Origin of the sequence: Dehalogenimonas sp. 4OHTPN (assembly GCF_040448695.1) — a bacterium.
Lineage (GTDB): Bacteria > Chloroflexota > Dehalococcoidia > Dehalococcoidales > Dehalococcoidaceae > Dehalogenimonas.
On the sequence record NZ_CP159307.1, the window covers coordinates 1,468,863 to 1,489,460 of the forward strand.

Here is a 20,598-nt window from a genome sequence, read left to right on the forward strand (position 1 = left end):
AAGCCGCGCTTTTAAGATACCTTGTGTTAACCAATCAACTAAGAGTCGCGTTCCAGAGAGAGTCCGACCCGACAAGGATGACTAAGGTTTTCTTCTTGAGTACTTTATGAAATCAGGTAATGCCATTAAAGCTCGAAAAAAGCGCTCAGGTCGCTCGGCTGAATAACATTTCCCCGTAATCCTACCCGGCTTCACGCTACACATTTCTAATGCCACTTTTTGTACCCGTTCTATAGGGGTAGCAAAAGCTTTCAACAGCACCGACATTAGTCCCATTTTGGAATCAGTTTCGGGACAGGTCTTTACATCCTTGTAGATGTCCGTCTCAACCATGCCTGGAAATAGGCAGTTTATTGATATCGGCTTATCCTTGTTCTCAGCAGCCAGGCTCTTCGTAAGACTTGTAATCGCAGCTTTACTCGCACCGTATGGGGATTGGAAAGGACTGGGATTCCCACGTCCCCCACGCCCACCTATGTTAATGATCGTTCCTCCCCCACTTGATATGAAGTATGGGATTAATAGCCTGCAGGCATAGAAAGAACCCATCAAGTTGGTATCAATGACTTCTCTTATCTCGTCGGTGGTCATAGACTGAAGAGTTCGATAGCCGCCAGATATCCCTGCATTATTTATCCACACGTCGATTTTCCCGAAGGCTAATTTGCTACTCTCGAACAGCCCTAAAATTTCAGCCTCGTTTGTGACATCTGCTTGGAAAGCCCGAACGGAAAAGCCGCTTTGGTATAGCTCTTCGACCGTCTTCGAAAGAAGGGTGAAATCTCTTGAACATAGAACTACGTTAGCTCCGGCAGCCGCACAAGCTTCCGCAATTGCACGTCCAATACCCCGGCTGGATCCGGTGACGACTACTGTTTTGTCTTTGAGTGTCATTATGATTGAGTCCTCTAATCTAGTGATATTCGGAGTTAACTCTATCACAAGCTCTGTTTTTGTATAAGATCCCATGTCAGACCGAAATGAACGAGGGGCTTTTTCAGCCCCTCGTTCATTTCCCGAGAGATCCATTCCAAGATATCCATTGTTTCAGAGAGAGACGGACTCTTTGAGGAGGACGAACTGAGATGGCTTAATAACACCCGAGGGACTTTGAATGTCCCTCGGGTGTTTTCGCCGGCTGAGACCAGGTGATTGAAAAAAGAGGGACAGGAACAGTGGCTGAAATTGATTTCAACCACTGTTCCTTTTGCATATATCCTACCGATATGCCCCGTGGCGGGAAAGGACATTAGAGTCCTGTCCATAGAATGGCAACTCGAGATCCCACCATGACTCAGGATCTTTCTGTCCATACTCGAAAGTCTCAGCCATACTGAATAGAAAACCGTTAAAAAGGGGAGTGGTAGCTATGGTACTTTTCACTACGTCGTGAATCATAGCGCCATGATTTACCGTAAAAGTGCATTCACCCCAGCATATGTTGCAACTGCTTCCACTTTCAGAAGCCCAGAGACTGCAACCAGGACCGTTCATGATAAAGGCCTTGGTCCCTTGCACGGTCCAAATCGCCGCTTTCCCATTAACAGTTGGACGTTCCCAAGAAGGCTCTTTTTCGAAAGATATCACTTCAGCAGGGCAGTTATTTGCACATTTCTGGCAGGTATGGCAGAAGCGGAAAATACCTGCGTCTATTGGTTTGTTTGGCGCCAGCGGCAGATCAGTTACAAAATCATATAAACGGCCAGGAGCACCATATTCAGGGGAAATTGTATAGAGTTGTTGGCGACTTGCCTCCCCAAGTCCGTTCAATATCGCACCAGCCCCACCAGCGAAGAAATGGGTCGCGTCTTGATTGGGTGTTGCGTTACCAACTACTCCGATCTTCTGATAGCCTATCATGCGCAGAAAGTTTTGAGTACAAGCGTTGATATTGCCGACATTCATAAAAGTATTGCGATTCGCAAAACCGCCCCAAGCCGGGGAGCGGCGGAATAATTCATTCGACCCTTGGGTCGAAACACTCACTTCCCACATTTCTTTATTGGGGATGACTAGCTTTGTAGAAGTCTCATAACCTGTGTCAACATTCTCGTACACGATTGGACGAGCAACACTTTCGGGAGGCGGCCATTTGTCAATGTAGCTGTTGCTGTTAGCTCCGCCTTTCTCGTAGGAAAACACAGCCTTGTTTCTGATTTCGCTTGTGAACTCACCATATCCTACTAAAGAGGCGCCATACACCCTCATTGCAGCCCTGAGCATCTTTGAAGCTTCCTCCGGTGTTCCGGTCCATTTGGGGACACCAAGTTGTTCAGGGGTTTTCGTCGGAGCCAAATTGAATTCACCAGCCCAACCGAAATCACCAGGCTTCCGTTGGATTGTATTCGTCGTCGTCGCGCCGGCGTACAATGCATCATCTCGCAAACGATAACCAGATTGGTTGGCATCTTGGCGAGCTTTTTGTAAGGGAGCTCCCACCGCATTGGCATTAACCACTCGGTCTTTCCCATAGTATTGAGCCTTTGTGTAACCTGCTTGACCCTGAAGACGGCCGTCATGACGCTTCATCATGTCCCAGTCAATCTCGATCGTGGGATGATCAAACTCCCTCTCTTTGACATACCATGGCCGTTTCCAGCTTGCGTCAGAAGATCCAATTAACTCGTCCATATCATGGAATACTGGTGTAACCAAAGAAGCGCCACCGATGCCAGCACCTAAGAGCCCAATGGCTTTCATGAACTCTCTTCTACTTACAACGCTATGAAACCTGGACATTGTCTATTCCTCCTTCTCGTTAGCTTTAGCTCGTGTTTCAATTTTCAGGAGAGTCTCGAATACGCATCCCTATTCCATCATCCTTTATCCGTTCGTTAGATATTACTCCCAATACCTCAAAAATCAATGTACTTTAGTATTAGTCTCCATCGTCCTTTATACGGATTAATTTCTATTAATGTCTATTTAGCCTCAGCAATTAATGATCCTTAAGCACAAGTAAGGGGACTATATACACATGCTAGAACGATTTTCCTCGCTTCAATCACCTAAAACAGCCGGTTTTAACCAGAAAAATACGTAAAAGGTCCAATGGTGACTAATCCTTTAGTCCGATGTAATGTATTTCTTTTCGTTGTATAAGTGTTGTGTTAATAAAGTTTTGCGTTAAATGTGGTTAACTCGTAATTCCAAGACCGGAGGAATTCAAATGTTACTGGCATCCGGGAGAGACCGGAGAGCCGCGCGGATTTCTTGGGAAAAGGAGGATTTATATGTCTAAGTTCCACAGTGTAGTAAGTCGTAGGGATTTCATGAAGGGTCTAGGCATTACAAGCGCGGGCGTTGGTGGTGCGGCTTTAATGCCACCCACATTCAATGATCTGGATGATATGGCATCGTCTAATGAGTCGGTTTCTGCGAAACGTGCATGGTGGGTGAAGCAAGTCGATGAGCCTACTGCAGAAATCGACTGGGATATCATGAAAAGATATGATGCTCGCTTCACTACCCATTCTGATGCAGTATTAGCAAGGTATGTAGGTGCTGAGAAACTAGCAAGCATTGTCGCAGAAGGTGCTCAAGGACGACAGGAAGCAATTCTTGCAAATGATCCGGGTTATCAACTGCGTGATTGGGCTCTGTATGAATCAGCCGCAAGCGCCTATGCCACAATGAGTTGGGATGGAATAAAGAAAGTCAAAACACCAGAGCAACGCGGAGTGCCAAAGTGGACTGGAACTCCAGAAGAAAATACCAGAATCTTTCGTGCCGCCTTAGTTTTCCTTGGCGCAACTGATGTCGGTATTAATGAGTTGGATGAACATCATAAGAAATTGGTCTGTACTCACCCGCAGAGCGTCAGTGCTAGCTATCTTACGAAGTGGCCCCCACCTGATACAGTCAATAAAAGAATAGTCTTCGAGGATATTCAAGAGGGCTACAAAACTGATGAAAAGTATGTGATACCTAGCAAACCGCTCTGGGCAGTTACTTTCACAATACCGATGTCCAAAGATGCGTGGCGCACCGCGCCGGGCCTAGTATCAGCGGCGGGTAATCAAAGCCGCTATCGCCTACGCTCTCAGACCATTACCTGTATTCAAGAGTTCCTTCGAGCGATAGGCTACCAAGCCCTTGATGAAGCTTATCCAACTATTCCAGCCGGTGCTGGGGCGGTATTAACTGGTCTTGCGGAATGTAGTCGAAATAGCGAGGTCCATATCAGCCCGGAGTACGGAAGCTGTCACGGGTATTTCGACTTGATAACCGACTTACCCTTGGTTCCTACTAAACCAGTCGATGCCGGAATATTCCGCTTCTGCCATGATTGTCAAAAATGTGTTCAAATCTGCCCAGCTGATTCACTTCCCTCCGAAAAAGAGCCATCCTGGCAACCTACCAAGTCCAGCATTAGTCCGGTTCACCCCCCGCTGGATCCGAACATGCCGGATCCGGAATTCCATAATCCCGGCAAAAAGATCTTCTGGAAGGACAACGTGACATGCAACCTTTTTGGTAAAGGCCAAATCGGTACTGGTTCTGGTTGCAAGATGTGCCAGGCTCATTGCACATTTAATGTAAATGCAGGAGCAATAGTCCATCAGTTCGTCAAAGCAACTTTATCGACCACTTCAGTTTTCAACGGTCTATTTTGGCGGGCTGATAACACTTTTGGATACGGCCTCAAGCCTGAAGAAGACCGGGAAGATTGGTGGAACCAATCATTGCCAGCTTACGGGTTCAGCACTACGGTTGCTGCAAGAGATGGAGGCCACTAAGATAAAACCATTCAACTAGGCTACTCATCAACCTAACAACACCCGAGGGGCTTCATCAGCCCCTTGGGTGTCTTAAAGAGCCAATCACGTATGTCCACCATTGTTTCAGAGAGAGTCCGACTCTCCGATGAGGACGAACCTGAAACGACTCTCTAGTACCTGAGGGGCTTCACCAGCCCCACAGGTACTTTTTCAATGGGCTGTTCTTTGGCAAAAATACGCATAAAGTCCAATGGTGACTAATCCTTTGGTACGATGACAAGGCTTAATTAAGGAGTATCATTTCCTCAAGAAAAGCATTAATACGTTGAAGGCCTGAACAGCTCCTCCTTTGACGAAAGGAGCCGCATGGAAGAAGTGTGTAGGGCAGCGAGCCCAAGTTAAGGCTCGCTGCCCTTCGTGTTTTCAGGGTCAAAAAATTTGAGGTATAGGAGGAATTAGATGAAGGGATTCCACTCGACAGTATCTCGAAGAGATTTCATGAAGAGTCTCAGCTTAATCGGGGCAGGCTTGGGAGCCGCTGCGGCAGTGTCCCCTGCTTTCCATGATCTTGATGAGGCCACTTCAAGCATTCCTGCGGTTCACCCTTGGCCTTGGTGGGTAAAAGAAACGGATTATGACGTCACTTCAGTTGAAATTGACTGGAGTAAGATTACTCGTTGGGACTCGCGTCACATACTCCAGTGCTCCTGGCAGGGATCGAAGGAACTTGATGCCTGGGTGGATTTGCGGGATGGTGCAGGCACCGCGGCAAGACTCATTAAAGAACGGGATGATCGCAAACTTACAGGTCTCAAATCAGGTGATCCGTGGTATGACATCCGAAATTACGCACTATCTGCCGGCCGGTGGAAGGCAACAGTCAGTAATGCGGACTATTTTCTTGGCACAAAAGTAACCACTCCTGCAGAACGCGGCGTTCCAAATTGGACCGGTACACCTGAAGAAGCTTCGATGATGCTCAAGGTCGCGGCAACAATGTATGGCGCTTCCGACGTCGCAATAATCGAATTGGACTCCAATACAAGCAAAAACATGATCTTCAGCTACGAATTCCGCGATGGAAAGCCTTACGTTTTCGAAGATGTCGATCTAGCTTATGAAACCGGCGAAGCCGATGTTAATGGTCGGCCAGCCAAAGACGGTAAGAGGGTTATCCCGAATAAAGCAAAATGGGTAATTCAGTATTCTTTCGATGAAAGTGAGGAGTGGTTAGGCAGGTTTGGGGAAGAAGGCGGGATGAGATACCAAACAGGTCAACATGCCCAACCTTGCATCCAACGATTCATCAAATCCCTAGGCTACCAGGCTATTGGTCCGATGAACTATACAAATAACATGTCCGAAAACATCGGCATGGCTATTTTGGGTGGATCCTCTGAGCTAGGGCGCAATAACCTTGCAATCTCCCCAAGGTTTGGAGCAGTTCAAGGACAATGCTCAAGTATTATCACTGACTTGCCCCTTGCACCAACTAAACCAATTGATGCTGGAATCCATCGGTTCTGCTACACGTGCCTAAAATGTGCCGAAAATTGTCCTGGTGGCGCTTTAAGTCGAAATGGCGAAGGCCCTTCCGGAGCCCTAATTAAAGAACCAACTTGGGAAGGTGTAGCACCATCTCATCGGTGGACAGGCAGAACAGCGTTTGAAGCAAAAACACCGAACGTCTTCCGACAACAGGCTGGCATCAACGAAACAGCCTTTTACAAGCACTGGTGGTATTCGGTACCTGATTGCTACCCTGGAATCTATGATCAATGTGGCAGCTTTGGCTGCTGTGTCTCGTGTCCATTCTCCGGTGGTTCCAAGTCCGGTGTTCATATGCTGGTTAAAGCTGCTGCAAGCACAACCAGCCTACTTAATCCGTTGTTCAGGAGCCTTGACGATACATTCTATGGAAAAGAGGGAAGGATTAGACGGACTCCGGAGCAACTAAACGCCTTCTGGGAAGGTAAAGTACCGCTGTATAGGTTTGGAACCGATTCTACTTTATAGCGCGAATTCGCTGTTCAATGACCGAGGGGCTTCATCAGCCCCTCGGTCATTTCCCTAGTGACCCACTCCAGGACATCCATTGTTTCAGAGAGAGTTCGACTCTCCCCCGTCTCCACCAGAAACACAGCCGAGCCCTTGGGGGATCCCAGGGGCTCGCTTTTTGATCACATGGATCTTATATTCCTCTTGACGCTGGACCGCATAGAAGACGGGGTCCGAGCCAGCAAGGAATGCTATTTTAACTTCTTAACCGTCTTTTTTACCGTGCCCTGGACTTTGCCAGCGGTTTCTTGAACTTTCCCGACAACCTGATCAGCTTTTCCTTTGACTTCGAGAGATTTTTTACCGGTTACTTTGCCCGCAGTCTCCTCTACCTTCCCCTTCACCTGCTTGGCCTTTCCCTTAATTTCATTCTTTTCCATCATTTTCCTCCTTACCCGTATACGTTCTTTATACTGCGGAATTAGACTTAAGGCAAGTGGATATTACCCGGACTCTAATGCCGCAAACACCTTTCCTGACCTCCCAGGCTACTATTTCAAGTCAAAACCAGTGTGGTAATTTCTTAAAGGTTGCCTATCCTTAACGGTAATTACCGTTTCGACTATAAGTCTCATTATTTGTAATCGTGCTTTTCAAAGCTTACGATCATCCGGGTTTCGATACAAAGAAGACTGATACCATGCCTGCCGGCCTCAGCCAATTTGGAACTTACTATTTTCCATCGCGTCCATTTGCTATTCAATCCCATTGGGTGTATAGTGAAAATGGTTAAAGCCGCGGTTATTTCACTGATCTGAATCGCTCTCCGATTCTCAACATTTGGGTGACCAGCTCTAACAAATAACGAAGAGAGGAGGTCATCCAAATGGCTTTTGAAGCAAAAACAATCTCTTGCTGCGATTGTGGTTCTAGTTTTATCTTTACCATTGAAGATCAGGAGTTCTTCCAGACTAAGGGTTTTTCCAACGTTCCCAAGCGTTGCCCTGCCTGTCGGTCAGCCCGTAAGACTGAACGCACCGGGGTTTCGAACTACACCAGCAGCTACAACACCCGCCAGATGTTTCCGGCGACGTGTTCCGATTGCGGCAAAGCTACACAGGTTCCTTTTGAACCCCGTAACGGTAAACCCGTTTATTGTAGCGACTGCTATCGAAAAGTAAGCGCGAACCGGTAATCTAGTGCCGATAACCGTAGACAGGCTGGGTAATTCCCAGCCTGTCTACTTTCTACCCTGGCGTTCAAAACAGTCAGGAGACGCGGGAGAACCATGAATATCTATGTAGGCAACCTCGCATTATCTGTTACCGAGGCTGAATTGCGGGAGGAGTTCATTGCCTTCGGCACTGTCACTGCGGTGACCATGATGAATGATACTCATTTTGGCAGCGGCCAACCGCGGGCTTATTGTTATGTCGAAATGCCTTCGAAAAACGAAGCAGAGTTGGCTGTATCAGTCATGAACGGTAAAAGCCTGCAGGGCAGGATAATGAACGTAATTCAAGCCATGCCCATTTCACCTGAAGCGCATGATGGTCGAAGAACCCGGACTCAGGGCATAAGATCTCACCGCTTTATTCGCTGATCTGATTAGTTGTACCCGCTGCGCCGCCGGCAAGCAGCCGGCACTCGAACGAACTTAACCTTTCCGGGTGCCGCGATTTTAACACAAGCAGACTCTCCCCTCCGGCGGTCGACCGGAGGCGGCTCGCAAGTAAATACGCATAAAGTACAATGCTGATTAAGCCTTTGGTACGTTGACGTGCCGCCGTTTCGTGATATAATTTTATGTAAGATAAAAATTAAGCATTATCAACAAGGAGACACAAGTGGATCACGGTATCGTTGAAGAGGTAGTGGAACTGTTTGAGGAAGATTCAAGCAGTCACCTGGACGAGATTTTGAAGACGGTTAAGGCCGAGCATCACTGTTCCGAAACCGAAATAGACTCGATAAAAAAAGAAGCCGAAACCTTGCTGGCCTGTGAACTGTTGGAAACAGAACGCCACGTCGACGTCTGCTGAATAGTCTGGCTTTTAGCCCAATCCTTATCCCCAAGGATTCGCAAGAATCCAAAAAAGAACTTAACAGTCCTGTCGGTCGCTGAGCCCCGAGTGTTAACCGGGTTCTTTTCGATGCCTTGGTTTTCCCGGAGGTTTGCTGCTCTATTAGGCTATAGACTTGAGCTTCTCAATTAACTCAGCCTTTCTGACGTCGTTCGCCAGTATCGGCTTCAAAGCTTTCCAGGTGGAAGGGCAATCCTTATAGGAAGTACCAAGGATTTCGTGTATGGTTTGGTCTATTATTTTCTTGTTAGCAGGGCTGACGGTGATGTTGGCATCCTTGAAAACCGCCTGCAGGTGCCGAAAGTAGCATGACACAGATTCCCTCCCGTATGCTCCGTTTCTGGTTGATTCTGACGCGCTGAGCCGCTTAAATTAACCCATTAGTCGAGCGTCGCCGCTTGATGACTGTCACCTAAACCAGTAGAATTCGCAGATATTTTTACAGATACGCCGCCGCAGAGGCAAGCCGCCTGCGGGTCGCTTTAATATCGTGGAGAACGATTGAGAGCCTTCGTAAAAGGTTTTCTTCAAAACCGAAATTCCATTCTTTTCCTGGCAGTCGTTCTCGGCTTGATACTCTGGCCGGCCGCAGAATACACCAGATATCTGGTTGATTTCGCCATTATCCTGGCAATCACTCTTTCGCTCAGCCGTATAGATTTCAAAGCCGTATTCAGAAGCTCCAACCCGCTTCTCCCTCTTGGCGGAACTTTCCTGGTGAGTTTCCTGGCGGCGGGATTTGTTTTTATAAGCTTGGCCAACCTTCTGCTTGATGATCCGAATATCATCTATGGCTTCGTCGTTGTAGCCGCCGCGCCCCCGGCCGTCGCCGTGATACCGTTCAGCTACGTTCTGAAGGCCAATGTCAATCTTTCCATTCTGGGCACCCTCAGCGGTTATCTGTTAACGTTTGCGCTTATGCCGTTAGCCGCCAGTCTGTTTTTTCAAACGGACATTGAGCTCGGGGTGATGTTCCGGACCTTGTTCGTGTTGATTGCGGTTCCCTTTGTTCTATCTCGAATCGTCAGGTCTTCGGGGGTCGTTCCTCGAACAGAAAAACATTTCGGCACGATCATAAACTGGTGCTTCTTTCTGACTACCTTCAGTATTATCGGGTTAAATCATGATGTGATGTTTTCACGACCTGACTTTGTCATGGTAATCTTCAGCATTACTCTTATAGCGACTTTTGGGTACGGGACCCTGGTGAAAACAATCCTCAGCCGGACCAGGCTATCCGCTTCACAGATAGCCAGCTATCAGTTGCTGGGTACGATGAAAAATTGGTCTGGCGCTGGAATAATTGCCCTTAACCTGTTCGGCCCTGCGGCTTCTTTGCCCAGCACTCTTGGCCTGATCAGCGGGATCCTCTACTATATTTGGATCAGTTGGAGTGGTGACAGGCGGATGCCTCCGACTGCGCCGCAAAATGGGCAGTCTACATAGTTTTGATCGAGCGGGCTGATGCGCCTCCGGGTCAGATTAATTGAAGGCTCAGGGTAATTCATTCGTTCGCGAGTGACACACCCGGAACGGCCCCTAGTCCCGGAACTGGAATTGAAGGCGCCGTCGCGTTTTTAAAGTCTCCGTCAGGCCGGTTGTATTCCATCGCTCCCCGAGGGCAGCGGGAAAGGCATTCACCGCATCGAGCGCATTCATTTTGAGCGATTACCGGCAGAGGTTTCCCTGGTATGATAGCTTTATAATCGCAGAAGGATTTAGTACAGGCGCCGCAGTTTTTACACTCTGGCGTGAAAGCGACTTGGCGCCTGGCTAGTTTTCCCACCACCGACAATACCGCTCCCATCGGGCACAGGAAACGGCACCACGGCGTAAAGATGAACACTGAACTTATGATGAGCAGCGCGAGCAGCGTGGTCGGTACCGGCGAGATTTGCGCGTTGAAGAGCGATTTAAAAGGATCAATCTCGGCAAAAGCGGTGGTCCCGGTATACCAAGCGGCAATTAATATGCCGCCGAGTACTGCAAAACGCAGTTCCCTTAACCTGATTCCTAATCCATCCGGCAACTTTATCGCCAGATCCTTCCGAAAAAGAAATTGCTGTACCGCGCCCATCGGGCAGACCCACCCGCAGTACAGTCTGCCTAAAAACAGAGTGAGGACAATCGGAATAGCCAGCACAATGAATTGGGCTAGATACTGTTTTGGGTCTCCCAGATGCAAAACGAGGTTCTGCATCGCGCCGATGGAGCAGGGACACAACCCAAGAAAAAAACCCAGGTACACCATCGAAAAAGCCAGCGAAATATAACGCCAGCGGCGCTTCCTCATCAGTAAACCGGCGTAAGCGAAAGCCGCCAGTCCGAGATACGCCCAGATAAAAGGCTGGGCTAACGCTTTCTTAAATGCTTCACCCCATGATATTTCCGGTTCACTATTTGAATCCCCGGCGGTTTCGATAGTCGGCGCTGTTTCGATGCTTGGGGTGGCTGAGGATTGTTGGTTTTCCGGCGGTTCAACCGCCGCGGCGCCGATGCCGCCGATGTTTATGGTAATAGAGGCGTAGCCGCCTTCTTTGACACAATCCCGTATCACTTCCAGTTTCCCGGTCCCTATCGAGAGAAGCTGGACGCTGAGGGTGGCTTTATATGTATCCCGACCGGTTAACACCCATTGGGTTTGATCGATCACCTTAATATTACTGGTGAGATTAAATTTAGTATCGGCGATGGGCACCGGACAGTTGCGATGAGTCAGCACCACCGTGACCTCGAGTTTGATAACATCTCCGACGCTCCCTGATGCTTTATCCGGCTTCAAGGTGATATCACAGGCGAAGATAGACGAAGAAACGATTAAAAACGCCGCCATGCCGGTCAGCAGACTGACAGAAAGCCTCTTCATACCTTTAACGAATGGCATATGTTCATTGTAATTGACGAATATATGGCGTCTATAGAGAAACTATGCGTTTTTTATGAAGATCGTAATTATTTGACCGGTAACCGGCTTATCAAGTCACCGTTGAAAAACAAGTCTGCGACAGGCGCAATTGGAAATCCATTTGACACTGCGTCACCCCACTGTTAATATGTCTATGTATATCTTTTTAGTCAACTTTTATCGGGAAACATAGTATGAAACTCAGCACCCGCGCCCGTTACGGCACTCGCGCCATGCTCGACCTGGCACAGCATTACGGTGATGATGTCATCCCCCTGAAAGACATTGCCCGCCGCCAGCAGATCTCGCTCCCCTACCTGGAGCACCTGGTCGGCCCGCTGGTTGATGCCCGTTTAATCCAATCCGTCCGCGGTGCCCGCGGCGGTCTGAAACTGGCCAAATCCCCAGAAAGTATCCGTTTGAGCGAGGTGGTCTGCCTGCTGGAAGGCCCCATCGAGCCGGTGGACTGCGTCCACAGCCCGGAAAAATGCGACCGCGCCCGCTTCTGCGCCGCCAGGGACATCTGGGACGACGTGGGTAAGGCGATGACCTCCGTGCTGGAACAAACCACCTTGGCCGACCTGGTGGCCAAACAGCAGGCCAAGATGTCTCCCGACGCCGATATGTACTACATCTAGCCGACACCAAAATTATTTTTGAAGGAGATATCACGTTGACCGCTCATAAACTGGAAACCATCGTCGTCCATGCCGGGCAGGAGAACCCGGACCCGGCCACTGGCGCCCGCGCCGTGCCTATCTACCAGACTACTTCTTACGTCTTTAAGGACTCCGGCCATGCCGCCAATCTCTTTGCGTTAAAGGAGTTCGGCAATATCTACACCCGCATCATGAATCCCACCACCGACGTCTTCGAACGGCGAGTCGCTGCCATCGAAGGCGGCAGCGGGGCGCTGGCGGTAGCCTCCGGCCAGGCGGCCGAGACCTTCGCCTTACTCAACATCACCCGCCCCGGCGATGAGATAGTATCTCTCAACAACCTCTACGGCGGCACCTACGAACTGTTTCATTACACCTTCCCCAAGCTGGGGCGCGAGGTCAGGTTCGTGCCCTCCGGTGACCTTGAGGCGCTAAAAAAGGCGATTACGCCCAGGACCCGGGCTATCTACGCCGAGACAATCGGTAATCCTAAACTGGATGTGCCTGATTTTACCGCGATTGCCAGGATCGCCCATGAAGCTGGCATCCCCTTTGTCGTCGACAACACCGTCGGTGTCGGCCTGGTGCGTCCCATCGAACACGGCGCCGACATCGTCATCGCCTCGGCCACCAAGTACATCGGCGGTCACGGCACCACCATCGGTGGCGTCATCGTCGATGGCGGCAGGTTCGACTGGGGCAGCGGCAAGTTCCCGGATTTCACCGAACCAGACCCCACCTATCACGGTCTGAAGTTCTGGGACGTTTTCGGTAATTTCCCCGGTCTGGGCAACGTCGCTTTCATCATCAAAGCCCGGGTCCAGTTATTGCGGGACATCGGCGCCTCCCTTTCGCCTTTCAACGCTTTCCAGTTTCTGCAGGGACTGGAGACCCTGGCTCTGAGAATCGAACGCCATTCATCTAACGCCCTGGCCGTAGCCCAGCACCTCTCGGCTCATCCGAAGGTAGCCTGGGTCAATTACCCCGGCCTGCCGGACAACCCCACCCACCAAACGGCGCAAAAATATCTGCGGGGCAAATTCGGCGGGCTGGTCGGTTTTGGTATCAAGGGCGGCCTTGAAGCAGGCCGCAAATTCATAGAGTCGGTTAAGCTGATGTCCCACCTGGCCAACATCGGCGATGCCAAAAGCCTGGTCATCCACCCGGCTTCGACCACGCACGCCCAATTGACGCCCGAGGAGCAAGCCGCCACCGGTGTCAGCCCGGACTACATCCGCCTTTCGGTGGGCATCGAACACATCGACGACATCATCGCCGACATCGACCAGGCGTTGGAGAAAGCGACGGCATAATGATCTCGCAGGGCACGGTATACCGTGTCCCTGCCAAAACGGCACGAACATGATTGACACGGCGAAAAATGAAATTGACCTTGCCCGTACCGAGTATCTCAACCTCGACCAGTTGGAACTCGAGTCAGGCGAGGTTTTGTCGCCGGTGACCCTGGCATACGAGACCTTCGGCAGGCTCAACGCCGCGATAACCAACGCCGTCCTCATCTGCCACGCCCTGACCGGCGACGCGCACGTGGCCAGCGCCGGCGCCGGCGGCAAGCCCGGCTGGTGGGACAACATGGTCGGACCCGGCAAAGCCTTCGACACGGATGAGTTTTTTATCATCTGCTCCAACGTCATCGGCGGCTGCCGTGGCTCGACCGGGCCATCTTCAATTGATTCGAAAACCGGGAAACCATATTGTCTGGACTTCCCGGTCATCACCATCGGTGACATGGTGGCCGCTCAGGCAAAACTTGTCGAGCGCCTGGGCATCGAGAGACTGCTCGCCGTCGCCGGCGGCAGCATGGGCGGGATGCAATCCCTGGCCTGGGCGGTAAAATACCCGGAACGCGTCGGCTCTGTCATCGCCATCGCCACCACCGCCCGCCACTCGCCGCAGCAGATAGCCTTCAACGAGGTCGGCCGGCAGGCGGTGCTCGCCGACCCCAACTTCAATAACGGCCAGTACTACGGCGGCAAATCTCCGGAGCGCGGCCTGGCAACGGCGCGCATGGTCGGCCATATCACCTATATGAGCGACGAATCCATGGCTAAAAAGTTCGGCCGCCGCTTTCGGGAATCGGCCTCGGCGCAGAAATTCGCCGCTGATTTCGAGGTAGCGGGCTACCTGCAGTACAAGGGCGATAACTTCGTCAGGCGTTTCGACGCCAATTCCTATCTTTACATCACCCGCGCCATCGACCTGTTCGACCTGGGTGAGGGCAAAGAGCTGCAGGAAAAACTGGCCGCCGCCCGGCGCGCCCCCTTTCTGGTCATCGCTTTTAAGAGCGACTGGCTGTATCCCGCCGCCCAGTCGCGTGAGCTGGTAAAAGCCTGCAAACTAGCCGGCATCGACGTCACCTACTGTGAGATTAACTCCAGCTACGGCCATGATGCCTTCCTGGTGGAGACCGACGAGGAGACCCACCTCGTCGGGCACTTCCTGCAAAAAGTATCGCGGGAAGCCGCCGTGAAAGTTGAACCGCGATGAACGCCATGAGGAAAGACCATGAGATCATCGCCGGGCTGGTCGAGCCGGGGTCGACCGTGCTCGACCTGGGCTGCGGCGAGGGCGACCTTATGGCTTGCCTGGCCGAGCGCAAATCGGTTAAAGCCCGCGGCGTGGAGATCTCGGAACAGGCCATCTACCGCTGCGTCGGCCGCGGCCTATCGGTGTCTCACCAGGATATCGACGACGGCCTTTCGGAGTACGGCAACCGGTCTTTTGATTATGTCATCCTCAACCAATGCCTGCAGCAGGTCAAATCGCCGCAGAAAGTGCTGGCTGAAGCGGTACGGGTCGGCAAAAAAGCCATAGTCGGTGTGTCCAACTTCGCCCACATCTCGGCGCGCTGGCAGCTGGCCGCGGCCGGTCGGGCGCCGGTGACCCCGGCCCTGCCCTACCAGTGGTACGACACACCCAACCTGCACTTCCTGTCGCTGTCCGACTTTATCAGGTATGGCCGGGATAATGGAATTTTGATCGAGAAAGCCGTCTATCTGAACGGCGGGTCGAGGGTCCGGCTCCTGCCCAATATGCTGGCCCAGACCGGCATATTCCTAATATCTAAAATCGAGCATTAATAATCGAAAACGGATCGAGGAGACTGATATGAACGTAGAGCGCGTAACCTTTCGGAACAAGTCGTTCCCGGCCCTGACCCGCGGCATCGCCGGTGACATCACCGAGACCATCGGCAACACCCCGCTGGTGCGCTTGAACCGGGTGACTGAGGGCGCCGGCGCCGAAGTCGTGGCTAAACTCGAGTCCTTCAACCCCCTGCATTCGGTCAAGGACCGCATCGGTGTGGCTATGATCGCCGACGCCGAAGCCAAAGGCCTGCTCAAGCCCGGCGCAACCATCGTCGAACCCACCTCCGGCAACACCGGCATCGCCCTGGCCTTTACCGCCGCCGCCCGCGGTTATCATCTGATCCTGACTATGCCGGAGACATTCTCCATGGAGCGGCGGCAACTCCTGGCCATCCTGGGCGCCGAAATAATCCTCACCCCGGGCGCCGAGGGGATGCCCGGCGCCATCCGGCGCGCCCAGGAACTGGCTGACACTTACGGCTATTTCATGCCCCAGCAGTTTCAAAACCCGGCCAATCCGGAGATTCACCGCCTGACCACCGCCGAGGAGATCTGGCGTGATACAGAAGGTCGCGCTGATGCCCTGGTAGCTGGCGTCGGCACTGGAGGCACTGTCACCGGCGTCGCCGAAGCGCTTAAAAAGAAAAAACCATCATTCAAGGCCTTCGCCGTTGAACCGGCCGCCTCGCCGGTCCTCTCCGGCGGTAAGCCCGGTCCCCACAAGATCCAGGGCATTGGCGCCGGTTTCGTACCCCAGGTTTTGAAAACCGGCCTCATCGATGAGATAATTCAGGTATCCAATGAGAACGCCGGCATCATGGCCCGCCGCCTGGCGAAAGAAGAAGGCATTCTGGCCGGCATTTCTTCCGGCGCCGCCGTCTGGGCTGCCGCCGAGGTGGCTAGGCGTCCGGAGATGAAAGGCAAACTCATCGTGGTAGTGCTGCCGGACACCGGCGAGCGTTACCTGTCGACCTGGCTGTTCCAGGAGGCGATTGCCGCCGCTCCAACGAATGTCTAGAGAGGCTTGTATGGAACTCATATATCTCGATAACGCCGCCACCACGCCGGTCGACCCAAGAGTCAAAGAAGCCATGTTGCCGTATCTCGAGGGTCAATTCGGCAACCCGTCGTCCGTCCACTCCGCCGGCCAGGCCGTGCGTCACGCCGTGGAGGAGGCCCGCGGCAGCGTCGCCGCCCTCATCGGCGCCCGCGCCGATGAGATCTATTTCACCAGCGGCGGCACCGAGGCCGACAACTGGGCTTTGAAGGGTACCGCCTGGGCCAAGTCCGACAAGGGCAATCACATCATCACCACCTCTGTCGAGCACCATGCCGTCATCGAGGCCTGCCATTATCTCTCCAAACACGGCTTCGAGATCACGCTGCTGCCGGTGGACGGATATGGCATGGTCAATCCCGATGACGTCAGGAGAGCTATCACTCCCAAAACCATTCTTATATCAGTGATGCACGCCAATAATGAAATCGGCACCATCCAGCCGGTGGCTGAAATCGGCAAAATTGCCCGCGAGCGCGGCGTCCTATTTCATATCGATGCCGTCCAGACGGTCGGCCACCTGCCGGTCAACGTCAACGACCTGAACGCCGACATGCTGTCGGCTTCCGGCCACAAGCTCTACGGGCCCAAGGGTACCGGAGCCCTCTACATCAGAAAGGGCACCAGGATTGACTCGCTGCTCTCCGGCGGCAGCCAGGAGCGGGGCAAGCGTCCCGGCACCGAGAATGTGCCCGGTATTGTCGGCTTCGGCAAAGCGGCGGATATCGCCAGAGTGGAAATGGCCGCTGAGACCGAGAGACTGTACTTGCTCCGCGACCGGCTGTCCTCTGAACTGCTGGCTCTCATACCCGACAGCCAATTGAACGGCCATCCTATCTTGCGCCTGCCCAACAACGTCAACATTTCCTTCAGCTACGTCGAGGGGGAATCTCTGGTCCTCAATCTGGACTTCGATGGCATCTGCGCCTCCACCGGCTCGGCCTGCAGTTCGTCGTCTCTGGAACCGTCGCATGTCCTCCTGGCCTGCGGCAAGGTCGCCGAGGAGGCTCACGGTTCGCTGCGCTTCAGCCTGGGCAAGTTCACCCAGGATTCGGATATCGACGCCGTCACCGAAGCCCTGCCCCGTATCGTGAAAAAACTCAGAGCCATGTCGCCCCTGGCCCCCAGGGCGGCGGCTCGATAGGAGAAAGAGATGACATCCACCGGACCCGCCGCCTACAGCCCTCTGGTTATCGACCACGTTAAAAATCCGCGCAATATCGGCGAAATGGACCATCCCGACGGCGTCGGCCGGGTGGGCAACCCTGTCTGCGGCGACGTCATGGAGCTTTACATCCGGGTCAAGGACAGGATTATCACCGACGCCTCTTTCAAGACCTTCGGCTGCGGCGCCGCTATCGCCACTTCTTCGATGGTTACGGAGATGGTTAAAGGCAAAACCGTTGATGAGGCGCTGGAGATCTCCAACAAGGCTGTCGCCGAAGCCCTGGGCGGCCTACCTCCGGTCAAGATGCACTGCTCGTTGTTGGCCGAGGAAGCCCTCAAAAAGGCTGTCGAAAACTACTACGAGCGCCGCGGTGAAAAGCCGCCGTTTGAGACGGCGGTGAAGGAGCATCACCACTAGGCGCCGACAAACCGGAAAGGAGGCTGAAAAATCGGTATGACCGGAATGACAGAACCGTACGTGACAACCCAAAACATCGAATCCAAAACCGTCGAATGGCTGGAGCGGATCGGTGCCTGCAACCGCCACGTCATGGAACTGAAGCCCGGGAACAGCGCCCTTTTGGTCATCGACATGCAGAATTTTTTTCTCGATCCGGCGTCTCCTTCCTTCACCTGCGGCGGGACTGCCATCCTCCCGGCGGTGAAACGCCTGGTGGCGGCCTTCCGCCGCGCCAGCCGCCCGGTCATTTTCACCCGCCACGTTCATCATCCCGCTAATTTGGACTCAGGCATCATGCAGTGGTGGTGGGAAGGAATGTGCCTCGAAGGCAGTCCGGATAGTGAAATCCACCCGGAACTGGCCTCGCTGCCGAACGAAAAAGTGGTGCTGAAACACCGTTATTCAGCCTTTTACAACACCGATCTGGAAACTGTCCTGCGCTGCCTGAAAGTTGAGGATCTGGTAATCACCGGCGTCATGACCAATATGTGCTGTGAATCCACCGCCAGGGATGCCTATTTCAGAGATTACCGGGTCTTTTTCCCGGCTGACGCCAATGGTTCGATCAACGAAGAGATGCATCTGGCCAGCCTGATAAACCTGGCCTTCGGGTTCGCCTATGTCACCAACTCCGGATCGATCGTTTCACAGATCGATCCCGATCCCAGTCACGGGAAGAAGTAAGGTTGACTGGCTGTCAGGGTCCGTTCCGATTTCACGGGCGCCGCGCTGGTGCCCATGATGTTTCCTGGATCTCGATAACAACAGTTATAATATCCTGATGGCATCCACTCCGCCGAAACTTGAAAAACGCATTGGTCTCAGCCAGGCGGTCTTAAGCGGTCTGGGCGTAACCGTTGGCGCTGGCATATATGTCCTGATCGGCGCGGGCGCTGGCAGTGCCGGCAACGCGGTTTGGCTTTCATTCGTCATCGCCGCCGTGATTTCCAGCTTCACCGCCCTGTCTTACGCCCGCCTCGCCCGCTTTAAGCCGGTCAATGCTCCGGAGTTTCATTATGTCAAGTTAGCCTTCAACCAACGGCTGGGTTTTTTAGCCGGCTGGCTGATTCTATGGTCCATGGTCGTCTCGGCGGCGGTGGTATCTCTGGGATTCGCGGGCTACCTTCAACAATTCATTGACCTCCCAGCCGCCGCCATCGCCGCGGCGCTGGTCGGCGTGTCCACCCTGATCATCCTGATCGGCACCCGGCAATCGATGGCGCTCATGGGTATCCTCACTGCGGTCACTGTGTTCGGACTGGTAGCGGTGATCGTGATCGGGGTGCCTCACCTCGGCTCGGCGGACCTGCTGGAAGCGCCGCAAGGGCTGTCCGGGGTCTTCAGCGCCGCAGCGCTGGTCTTTTTTGCCTTCCTCGGATTTGAAACCATGGCTAACCTGTCCGGTGAAATGAAAAATCCCGGCCGGGACCTGCCCAAAGCCATGCTTTTGGTGCTGGCGGTCAGCGCGGTTTTTTATGTCCTCGTCGCCCTTGCCGCCGTCAACGTCCTGGGTTGGGAGGCCCTGAGTTCGTCCAGCGCGCCTATGACCGATGTTTTCAGGCTAGGGCTTGGTGCCTCTTCCGCCGGCGTTATCACCATCATCTCTATGGCTGCCACCGGCAGCACCGCCTTTTTCCTCCTGCTCTCGGCGTCGAGGGCGGTCTGGGAGATGTCTTGCTACGGCGTGCTGCCGCTGCCGTTTTGCACCATCGGTCAACGCCGGACCCCTTGGGTCGCCATTGCAGGGGTAGGTCTGTTTTCCGTCATATTCATACTCATACGAAACATTGAGACTGTGGCTTTGTTTACCAATATAGCCGTCCTTCTGGCTTTTACAGGCATCAACGCCGCAGCTATCAGGCTGTCGAAAAGCCTGGGCAAGGCGGCTAATTCGAAACCGCGGGCCTGGGAGCGTATTGCCCCGGCGCTCGGGATCGCCGCCTGCCTGTGGCTGGCATGGAATACCGGGACCGCCGCCATGTTATTCGGTGGACTATTGGTTGCCGTCGGGTTGGTTTACTACCAGGCCTTTGTCGCCCGGACATCGAACAGCTGGCCGGATCGGGACGAATCACCGCTGTAACCCCGGTATCAGTCCCCCATTCTCGATTCTGCCTGATTAATTGCCTCGCGTCATTGAAATCGCTTACAATAGAAGTATCTCAGGAGCATCAGCGGCAACCTTTCCTGGAACGTTTTGAACGGGGGAACTAATGGGGACAGCAATCGACTATCAAAAGGTGATGAGTGAAATCGTCTGGATCAATCTGCCGGGGCCGGTGGAACCTAGCCCGTCCATGTCCGGCGGCGAACTGCTTCACGGCTTTCTGGCTGGGTTGAATAACGCCCCTGATCCGGTGACCAGAGAGTTCATCAACCATCTGTGCGTGACCTGGAACGTTCATTTCCGCGGGCCGCAGAAGTAATCAGCGGTTAA

The 20,598-nt window shown here is 53.0% G+C and carries 21 protein-coding genes; 16 read left to right on the forward strand and 5 right to left on the reverse strand.

The window, feature by feature from the left end; all coding sequences use genetic code 11:
* Nucleotides 1-81 precede the first annotated feature (81 nt).
* Nucleotides 82-1,029 carry an SDR family oxidoreductase gene (locus ABV300_RS07570; protein ID WP_353714226.1) on the reverse strand — a complete coding sequence of 316 codons (948 nt, stop codon included), beginning with the start codon at nt 1,027-1,029 and terminating at the stop codon, nt 82-84.
* A 189-nt stretch (nt 1,030-1,218) separates the two neighbouring features.
* On the reverse strand, nt 1,219-2,700 hold the full coding sequence (locus ABV300_RS07575) for a reductive dehalogenase (RefSeq protein ID WP_353714227.1): 1,482 nt from the start codon (nt 2,698-2,700) through the stop codon (nt 1,219-1,221).
* Nucleotides 2,701-3,233: 533 nt separating this feature from the next.
* On the opposite strand from ABV300_RS07575, the gene ABV300_RS07580 reads away from it, so the two are divergent.
* Entirely contained in the window at nt 3,234-4,739 is a 1,506-nt protein-coding gene (locus ABV300_RS07580) for a reductive dehalogenase (protein ID WP_353714262.1), read from the forward strand.
* Between the two features lie 441 nt (nt 4,740-5,180).
* A complete protein-coding gene (locus tag ABV300_RS07585) occupies nt 5,181-6,737 on the forward strand; it encodes a reductive dehalogenase (protein ID WP_353714263.1) in 1,557 nt (518 codons plus the stop codon).
* Nucleotides 6,738-6,970: 233 nt separating this feature from the next.
* Here ABV300_RS07585 and ABV300_RS07590 read toward each other — a convergent pair whose 3' ends face one another.
* Nucleotides 6,971-7,159: a CsbD family protein gene (locus ABV300_RS07590; protein ID WP_058440050.1), complete on the reverse strand. Its 189-nt coding sequence runs from the start codon at nt 7,157-7,159 to the stop codon at nt 6,971-6,973.
* Between the two features lie 446 nt (nt 7,160-7,605).
* Here ABV300_RS07590 and ABV300_RS07595 point away from each other — a divergent pair, with 446 nt between their 5' ends.
* From ABV300_RS07595 to ABV300_RS07605, 3 genes are all read left to right on the forward strand, one after another.
* A complete protein-coding gene (locus ABV300_RS07595; protein WP_353714264.1) occupies nt 7,606-7,914 on the forward strand; it encodes a CxxC-x17-CxxC domain-containing protein in 309 nt (102 codons plus the stop codon).
* 93 nt (nt 7,915-8,007) lie between these two features.
* Nucleotides 8,008-8,322 carry an RNA-binding protein gene (locus tag ABV300_RS07600; RefSeq protein ID WP_353714265.1) on the forward strand — a complete coding sequence of 105 codons (315 nt, stop codon included), beginning with the start codon at nt 8,008-8,010 and terminating at the stop codon, nt 8,320-8,322.
* Nucleotides 8,323-8,566: 244 nt separating this feature from the next.
* Nucleotides 8,567-8,761 (forward strand): hypothetical protein, encoded by a 195-nt coding sequence (locus ABV300_RS07605; RefSeq protein ID WP_353714266.1) that lies wholly within the window; start codon nt 8,567-8,569, stop codon nt 8,759-8,761.
* Between the two features lie 144 nt (nt 8,762-8,905).
* On the opposite strand, the gene ABV300_RS07610 is transcribed toward ABV300_RS07605, so the two are convergent.
* On the reverse strand, nt 8,906-9,118 hold the full coding sequence (locus tag ABV300_RS07610) for a hypothetical protein (RefSeq protein ID WP_353714267.1): 213 nt from the start codon (nt 9,116-9,118) through the stop codon (nt 8,906-8,908).
* A gap of 255 nt (nt 9,119-9,373) precedes the next feature.
* Between ABV300_RS07610 and ABV300_RS07615 the strand changes: the two genes are divergently transcribed.
* Entirely contained in the window at nt 9,374-10,249 is an 876-nt protein-coding gene (locus ABV300_RS07615; RefSeq protein ID WP_353715382.1) for a hypothetical protein, read from the forward strand.
* Nucleotides 10,250-10,307: 58 nt separating this feature from the next.
* On the opposite strand, the gene ABV300_RS07620 is transcribed toward ABV300_RS07615, so the two are convergent.
* Entirely contained in the window at nt 10,308-11,687 is a 1,380-nt protein-coding gene (locus ABV300_RS07620; protein WP_353714268.1) for a 4Fe-4S binding protein, read from the reverse strand.
* 215 nt (nt 11,688-11,902) lie between these two features.
* Here ABV300_RS07620 and ABV300_RS07625 point away from each other — a divergent pair, with 215 nt between their 5' ends.
* The 10 genes from ABV300_RS07625 (at nt 11,903) to ABV300_RS07670 (ending at nt 20,587) form a co-directional block, all read left to right on the forward strand.
* Nucleotides 11,903-12,346 carry an Rrf2 family transcriptional regulator gene (locus ABV300_RS07625; protein WP_353714269.1) on the forward strand — a complete coding sequence of 148 codons (444 nt, stop codon included), beginning with the start codon at nt 11,903-11,905 and terminating at the stop codon, nt 12,344-12,346.
* A gap of 35 nt (nt 12,347-12,381) precedes the next feature.
* Nucleotides 12,382-13,680: an O-acetylhomoserine aminocarboxypropyltransferase/cysteine synthase family protein gene (locus tag ABV300_RS07630; RefSeq protein ID WP_353714270.1), complete on the forward strand. Its 1,299-nt coding sequence runs from the start codon at nt 12,382-12,384 to the stop codon at nt 13,678-13,680.
* Nucleotides 13,681-13,729: 49 nt separating this feature from the next.
* Nucleotides 13,730-14,875: a homoserine O-acetyltransferase gene (locus tag ABV300_RS07635; RefSeq protein WP_353714271.1), complete on the forward strand. Its 1,146-nt coding sequence runs from the start codon at nt 13,730-13,732 to the stop codon at nt 14,873-14,875.
* Nucleotides 14,872-15,468, forward strand: a complete 597-nt coding sequence (metW, locus tag ABV300_RS07640) for a methionine biosynthesis protein MetW (protein WP_353714272.1) — start codon at nt 14,872-14,874, stop codon at nt 15,466-15,468. The genes ABV300_RS07635 and metW overlap by 4 nt, the downstream gene beginning before the upstream one ends.
* 28 nt (nt 15,469-15,496) lie before the next feature.
* A complete protein-coding gene (gene cysK, locus ABV300_RS07645) occupies nt 15,497-16,495 on the forward strand; it encodes a cysteine synthase A (protein ID WP_353714273.1) in 999 nt (332 codons plus the stop codon).
* A 10-nt stretch (nt 16,496-16,505) separates the two neighbouring features.
* Complete coding sequence (gene nifS, locus ABV300_RS07650) at nt 16,506-17,678, forward strand: cysteine desulfurase NifS (protein WP_353714274.1); 1,173 nt, start codon at nt 16,506-16,508, stop codon at nt 17,676-17,678.
* Nucleotides 17,679-17,687: 9 nt separating this feature from the next.
* On the forward strand, nt 17,688-18,119 hold the full coding sequence (gene nifU / locus ABV300_RS07655) for a Fe-S cluster assembly scaffold protein NifU (RefSeq protein ID WP_353714275.1): 432 nt from the start codon (nt 17,688-17,690) through the stop codon (nt 18,117-18,119).
* 36 nt (nt 18,120-18,155) lie between these two features.
* A complete protein-coding gene (locus ABV300_RS07660) occupies nt 18,156-18,845 on the forward strand; it encodes an isochorismatase family protein (RefSeq protein ID WP_353714276.1) in 690 nt (229 codons plus the stop codon).
* A 97-nt stretch (nt 18,846-18,942) separates the two neighbouring features.
* On the forward strand, nt 18,943-20,244 hold the full coding sequence (locus tag ABV300_RS07665; protein WP_353714277.1) for an APC family permease: 1,302 nt from the start codon (nt 18,943-18,945) through the stop codon (nt 20,242-20,244).
* A 130-nt stretch (nt 20,245-20,374) separates the two neighbouring features.
* A complete protein-coding gene (locus ABV300_RS07670) occupies nt 20,375-20,587 on the forward strand; it encodes a hypothetical protein (RefSeq protein WP_058439276.1) in 213 nt (70 codons plus the stop codon).
* Nucleotides 20,588-20,598 lie beyond the last annotated feature (11 nt).